The 7,105-nt window shown below is 39.5% G+C and carries 1 protein-coding gene; it reads right to left on the bottom strand.

Features of this window, described 5'->3' with window-relative positions:
- The coding region (locus N7931_RS18810; protein WP_262795885.1) for an Ig-like domain-containing protein at positions 1–7,105 on the bottom strand (7,105 nt) is incomplete at both ends.

Raw genomic sequence — 7,105 nt, forward strand, 5'->3', positions numbered from 1 at the left:
CCACTGAGTGTTTGAGTTAAGGTACTGCTAATCACGCCCCCTAGTGGATCTAAACTTAAAGACGGGGCGGTAATATCGAGTACGGCGTTAATATCTAAAACACTTATGTTACCAGCTCGATCTGAAGCTGTAGCTTCGATAACCAAATCGCCTTCTTGAATACCTTTACCAGAGAGCAAATCTGCATCTATCGGAATAGAAAAATTTCCATCTTCATCTGCTATAACGACCTGTAACTCAACAAGCTCTTCACCACTATTCCCAACACGAATATTAACCTGAGCTCCCGGTTCTGTGACTCCACTAAATGTACGAGAAACAACTGAATTAACGACATCCAAAGCACTTAATGTAAGCTCTGGAGGAGTAATATCCAAAACGGCTTCCAAGTCAACAATACTAGAATTCCCAGCGGCATCTGTTACTTGGGCTTCGATAACCAAATCGCCTTCTTGAATACCTTTACCAGAGAGTAAATCTGCGTCTATCGGAATAGAAAAATTACCATCTTCATCTGCTGTGGCAACTTGTAGACCAACTAACTCATTACCAGCATTGCCTACTCTTATATAAACTTGAGCATTTGGTTCTGTCGTTCCAGACAAAGTATTACTGATAATAGAATTAATCGTATCTAGGTTTGCATCTAAATCTAAGGTTAGTATGGGGTTAGTCGTATCAACATTGCCAGAAGTTGTTGCTGAGCTTTCGTTACCAGCAGTATCGCTCACACTTGCCTGCACAGTAAAAGTCCCTTCCGATAACGGGTTAACGGCTTCAACGCTCCAATTTCCATCAATATCAATTTGTGTAGTAATAGTTTGACTTTCATTATTTGAATCAACAAGCACAACTGTCACAATGGTATTAACGGCAACATCTGAGCTTCCTGATATTACAGGTGTATTATCATTTTCGGCTCCGGTTGACGAAATTGTAATTGTAGGTGGTGTGATATCAACAACAAAACTTTTTGTATCTATAGCTTCATTACCGGCTAAATCAGCTACATTAGCGATAACAGTATAACTACCTTCGGTTAAAACCTGCTCAACTTCAACTTGCCAGCTATTATCAGACTGGATTTGAGTTGTTATTGCTTGCTCTTCACCTGTTGATGCCCTGATAACTAGATTAATCGTTTGCCCTACCGGTGCAGAACTAACACCGCTAATTAAAGGAGTGGTATCATTCGTTTCGCCTATAGTATCGATTCTGATTTCAGGATCAGTTAAATCTATAGTGCCATTAGAATTTGTTACTGTTTGATTGCCAGCTAAATCATTAACTGTAGCTTCTACAGAAAAACTCCCTTCTGCTAACGGTGTTCCAACTGTTTGTTGCCACTGACCGCTTTCATTCACAACAGCAGTTATAATTTGTGTTTGACCATCTGCATCTTCAATATAAAGATTTACGAGAGTGTTAACTTCAGCAGTTGTAGTACCTGAAAGCAAAGGTGTAGAATCATTAGTATGACCGATATTATTAATCTCAAGCTCTGGCGGCAAGGTGTCTATTTGTCCTATAGCAGTTGTTGTAGCCTGATTACCTACCACATCAGAGACATATACTGTCACAGTGTACTCACCGTCAGGTAAACTGTCTGTCACTTCATAAGACCAGGTTCCATCAGCATTAACTTGAGTGAAGAATTCATGTTCAATATTATTAGAGTCTACTATCACTAAGTTAATAACCTGCCCTTGAACTGCATTTGTGGTTCCATTAATTAAAGGCGTGCTGTCATTGCTAAGACCTAATTCATTGATTGATAAACTAGGTGCTGTTGTATCAATAGTTCCGACTCTAGATACTGATGCTTGGTTATTGGCAGCATCTTGTACTTGAGCATTTACATTATAATTACCATCAGCAAGTGGCTGAGGGACATCTACAAGCCAGCTTCCATTACTAGTAACGGTTGTTGAAAAAGACTGCGTTACTCCTTGCGAATCAGTCACAGTAATATATATAACTGCACCAATTTCGTTAGAACTGCCCGATAGCTCAGGCGTAGAGTCATTACTTGCTGATAATGCATTAATTGTTAAACTTGGAGCAGTTAAATCAACTTTGCCAGTGGCTTGAATATCGGTTTCGTTGCCGGCAGAATCTATACCTGTAACGGTTACTGAATATTCCCCTTCAGCTAAAGCCTGCTCAGCCTCTACACTCCAGTTACCATTTGAATCAACTTGAGTGGTTAATGTTTGGCTCGAGCCATTTCTGTCTGTAATAATTAGGCTTAACGTGGCATTTTCCGGTAAATCAGAAGTCCCAGAGAGGATAGGTGTCGTGTCTTGGGTGCTACCTAAAGCATTAACATTTATAACCGGAGGGGTTGTATCCACCTCGCCTATAACTTGGACTGTAGCCTGATTATTATATTGATCGCTTATACTTGCAGTTACAGTAAACTCGCCTTCGGCAAGTGGGCTAGGGGTATTAATATTCCAATTTCCATTAGATACAGAAGTCGTAATCGTTTGCACAACGCCATTGATATCTGTAATAGTTAATTGAACTTGGCTACCTGTAATAGCATCTGAGCTCCCTGATATATTAGGAGTGGTATCATTTATCGCACCAATAGAATTAATTGTTAAATTTGGAGCAACCGTATCTATTAATGCACCAGAATTAATAAATGTTTCATTCCCAGCTTCATCTTCATAATGGATGTTAACAACATAATGGCCGTCAGCAATTACATTGTTAGGTTCTACGCTCCAATTGCCATTAGTTTGTGTGACCGCAGTTAAATTTTGGGTTACACCTTGAGAGTCTGTAATGGTAACAGATATAGTTTCTCCAGCAGGAAGATCCGAGGTACCAGATAATAAAGGAGTTGAGTCATTTCCATCAGTTAAATTATTTAATGTAATTAATGCAGCTTGAGTATCTATAACACCAGCTAATGTTTCAGTAGTGATATTACCAGCTAAGTCCGAAACATTCGCTGTAATTGTAAACTCTCCATCAGCTAAAGCTACTTTAGTTTCAACCCACCAACTACCATCATTTTGTACTGTAGCAGTAAGTGACTGACTTTGATTATTACTATCAACTAAAGTCACCTGAACTAGCTGCCCACTTTCAGCATTTGTTTGTCCGCTAATGATTGGTGTAATATCATTAGTTTGGCCTATATCATCAATGGTTAACGTTGGAGCGGTCAAATCCAAAAATCCCGTTGAGCTTTTAGTCGTTTGGTTTCCTGCCCCATCAACAGCTTCAGCCTGAACATTAAACTCCCCTTGGGCGATAACCTGGGTTACCTCTACACTCCACGTGCCATTAGGTTGGACCGTTGTATTGAGGTTTATAACTTGCGTGTTTGCATCTATAACTGTAATAGAAATAGTTGAACCAGCATCTAAGTTAGTAGTTCCACTTAATAAAGGAGTTGTATCATTTGTATTCCCTATCGGATTGATTGATAATTCCGGAGCAGTAATATCAATAATACCATTGTTAATAGCTGTCGTTATATTACCTGCATTATCCGCTGCACTGGCTTCTATACTAAACTCCCCTTCTTCAAGCTCCTGATCGAGTTGATAATTCCAATTGCCATCAGCATCTACCTGAGTCTGGCGCGTAAACTCATTTCCTAAGCTATCAATAATTGTTAAATTGATAGTCGCCCCTGCTGTTAGATCTGATGTACCTGTAACAAGCGGCATAAGCGTATTAACCATACCTAATTCATTAATTGTCAAGTTAGGTTGGGTCAGATCGATAAATCCACTACTAATAGCTTGTGTCTGGTTACCAGCTACATCGGTAATACTTGCCTGAATGCTAAAGTTTCCTTCTACCAATTCACTCGAAACATTAGCACTCCAACCTCCAGAAGCATTTACTGTGGCTTGTAAATCATAAATATTACTTTCTGCATCAGTCACCCGAATCAAAACCTGACTCCCAGAAGGTTCATCAGTGAAACCTTTAATGGTCGGGGTTGTATCATTTGTAGGATTAAGTGTATCAATTTGTAAAACTGGTGGTGTTATATCTATATTTGCTGTGGCGCTGGTAGTGCTAGTTTTACCGTTAAATGTAACTTCAGCCTGAACAGTGAATAAACCTTCCGCTAAATCAGACGGAGCTTCAGCCTGCCAGTTTCCATTTCCATCCGTTAGTACAGATACTGACAGCCCCGGATCACCTGAACTATCAGTAAAACGAACAACGACCTCCCCATTGGCAACGCTACTCGTACCTTGAACTAAAGGTGTTACATCATTGGTATCATTTAAATTTAAAATATTAATTGTCGCAGCAGTTGTATCTAATGTACCTGTTGCATTAACACTAGTAATATTATTAGCACCATCAGAAATTTCGACACTTACAGAAAAACTACCTTCAGCCATATTAGCAGGAACACTTGCTTGCCAACTGCCATCATTAGCAATAACTGAACTAAAACTTTGTATAGTGCCACTCGCATCTGTCACTTCAATTAAAATACTCGTATTTTCAGGTGCATTACTAGAGCCTGAAAAGGTAGGGGTTAGGTCATTAATGACTCCTATAGCATCTAAACTTAATTGATAAGCTATTGTGTCGATTACCCCTGAAGCTGAAGACTCTGCAGTATTTCCAAATTCATCAGTAATACTCACCTTTACGGTAAATGTTCCATCAACAAGAGTATTAGGTACAACTTGCCAGGTTCCATTATTACTGACATTCGCAGTCAAATTTTGAGTATCACCATTCGAGTCTGATACTGAAATTTGTATATCTCTACCTATTTGATTACTACTACCACTTATTAAAGGAGTATTATCATTAGTTAGATTCTCTACAGACACGCTAACTTCAGGTGCTTGAGTATTTATCTCACCAGACTCAGTAACTTGAGTCTGGTTTCCTGCAGCATCGGAAACGGAAGCCTGAATAGTAAAAGAACCATCTGGAATTTCATCGGTAAACTCTACCGCCCATTGACCTGAGGCATTAACAGAGCTGATAATGGTATAATTTTGTCCATTGCTGTCGAGCAGTGAGACCGTTACTGCTTGCCCCTCTCCAGCATTTGTTGTACCTGTAATCACTGGAGTATTATCATTAATCACTAAACCCGAAGTAACATTTAAAGTTGGTGCCTGAGTATCTAATTGAGCGGTTATTTGTGTTTGTCCGCTATTGCCAGCTAAATCTTCAGCTTGGGCATTTATAGTAAAATCCCCGTCAGCTAAGGCTGAGGTTACATTGATAAACCAACTACCATCTTCCTCAATTATAGTCGTAAAAATTTGGCTATTATTTTCAGCATCTGTAACCGTTATATTTATTTCACTACCAGTAACTAGGTCAGAGTCACCAGAAATTATTGGCGTATTATCATTAATTAATCCAATTGGATTAATGCTAATTACCGGAGCCTGAGTGTCTACTACCCCATTTGCAGTTGCCACCCCTTGGTTGCCATTATCATCACTAATATTGGCATTAACCTGAAATTCACCTTCAGCAAGTCCAGCTGGGACCTCAACTAACCAACTCCCGTCCACTTTCACTGATGTAATTAAGGCTTGTGACTGCCCCTCGGCATCAATAACATTGACGTTAATTTGGGTGCCTGCAGGCATATTACTTGTTCCGGAAATTTGTGGTGTATTATCTGAACTTACTCCTAGCTCGTTTATGCTGATATCCGGTGCTGTTGTATCAATAATGCCACTCATGGTAGTGCTAGTAGTATTGCCTACTGAATCAGCTATAGATGCGGTCGCTGTAAATTCGCCATCTGAAATTTGTGCTGAAGTAATTTGCCAATTTCCTGATTGATCGACACTGGTAGTTAATAATTGCTCTGACAAATCAGATGCGATTATTTTTATTTCAACTAAAGTCCCCTGTGGGGCATCTGAACTCCCTGAAATAATCGGTGTTGGATCTGTTGGATCGGTTATTGAGTTAATTGACAATAAGTGCCCTGTAATATCAATTTCTCCTTGGGCTGTTATTTGGGTTATATTTCCTGCACTATCAGCAACATTCGCATTAACAGTATAAATACCCTCTGCTAGTGGATGATTTACATTAAATTGCCATTGGCCTTGAGCATCAACAACCGCTGTATATTGTTCAACTTCACCAATTGAGTCGGTTATTTCAATATTAACGACTCTACCTGCACTAACGTCAGAAGTTCCACCTATACTTGGGGTCTGATCATTTGTTATTACCAACTCATTAATTTCAAGACTTGGAGCCTGACTATCTAATAAAGCATTAAACCCTGCTGAACTTTGATTTCCGGCGTCATCAATTACTATCGCGTTAACTGAAAAACGCCCTTCAGCAAGTGGAGTATTAAGTTCTACTTGCCAAAGACCACCATCCACAACTTGAGTATTAAGTTCATGTTGCACCCCATTATTATCGGTGATCAGAATTTCAACATTGGTTCCTGAAGCCATATCCGATGAACCTGATATTAATGGTGTTGAGTCCGTAGTAGTTTCAAACGAGTCAATTACCAATCCCGGTGCTGTGGTATCTAGTTCACCAGTCACCGAATAACTTGCTACATTACCAGCTTGATCTATGACATTAGCTTGCACATCAAACTCACCTTCAGCCAGTTCACTTTGGGTGGTAGCTAGCCAAGTTCCAGATTGAGATACTGTTGTAGTAATGATTTGAGTTATTTCATTCGCATCTATAATAACAATCTCAATAACACTACCAGCTAAAGCATTTGAAGTACCACTTATAAGCGGAGTTGGATCATTAACTAGTCCAATCTCATCAATAAAAATTTCTGGGGCTTGAGTATCAATAATACCCGTTGCCTGAACTATTTGTTCGTTACCTGCATCATCCAGTGCTTTGGCCTGTATATTAAATTCCCCTTCTGCCAATTGAGCTAATTCAATTTGCCAGTTTCCTTGCGCATCCACTAAAGTACTAACAATTTGCTCATTGCCACTCGCATCAATTACATTAACCTGAATGGAAGTTCCGACTGGTAAATCAGATGTGCCATTAATAACAGGTGTTTCATCATTGGTTGCACCAATAGGATTAATCGTTAACACTGGCGCTGTTAAATCTATTTCGCCCGTTTCATTCACTTGCGCAA

It is taken from the genome of Catenovulum sp. 2E275, assembly GCF_025515275.1.
Classification (GTDB): Bacteria; Pseudomonadota; Gammaproteobacteria; order Enterobacterales; family Alteromonadaceae; genus Catenovulum.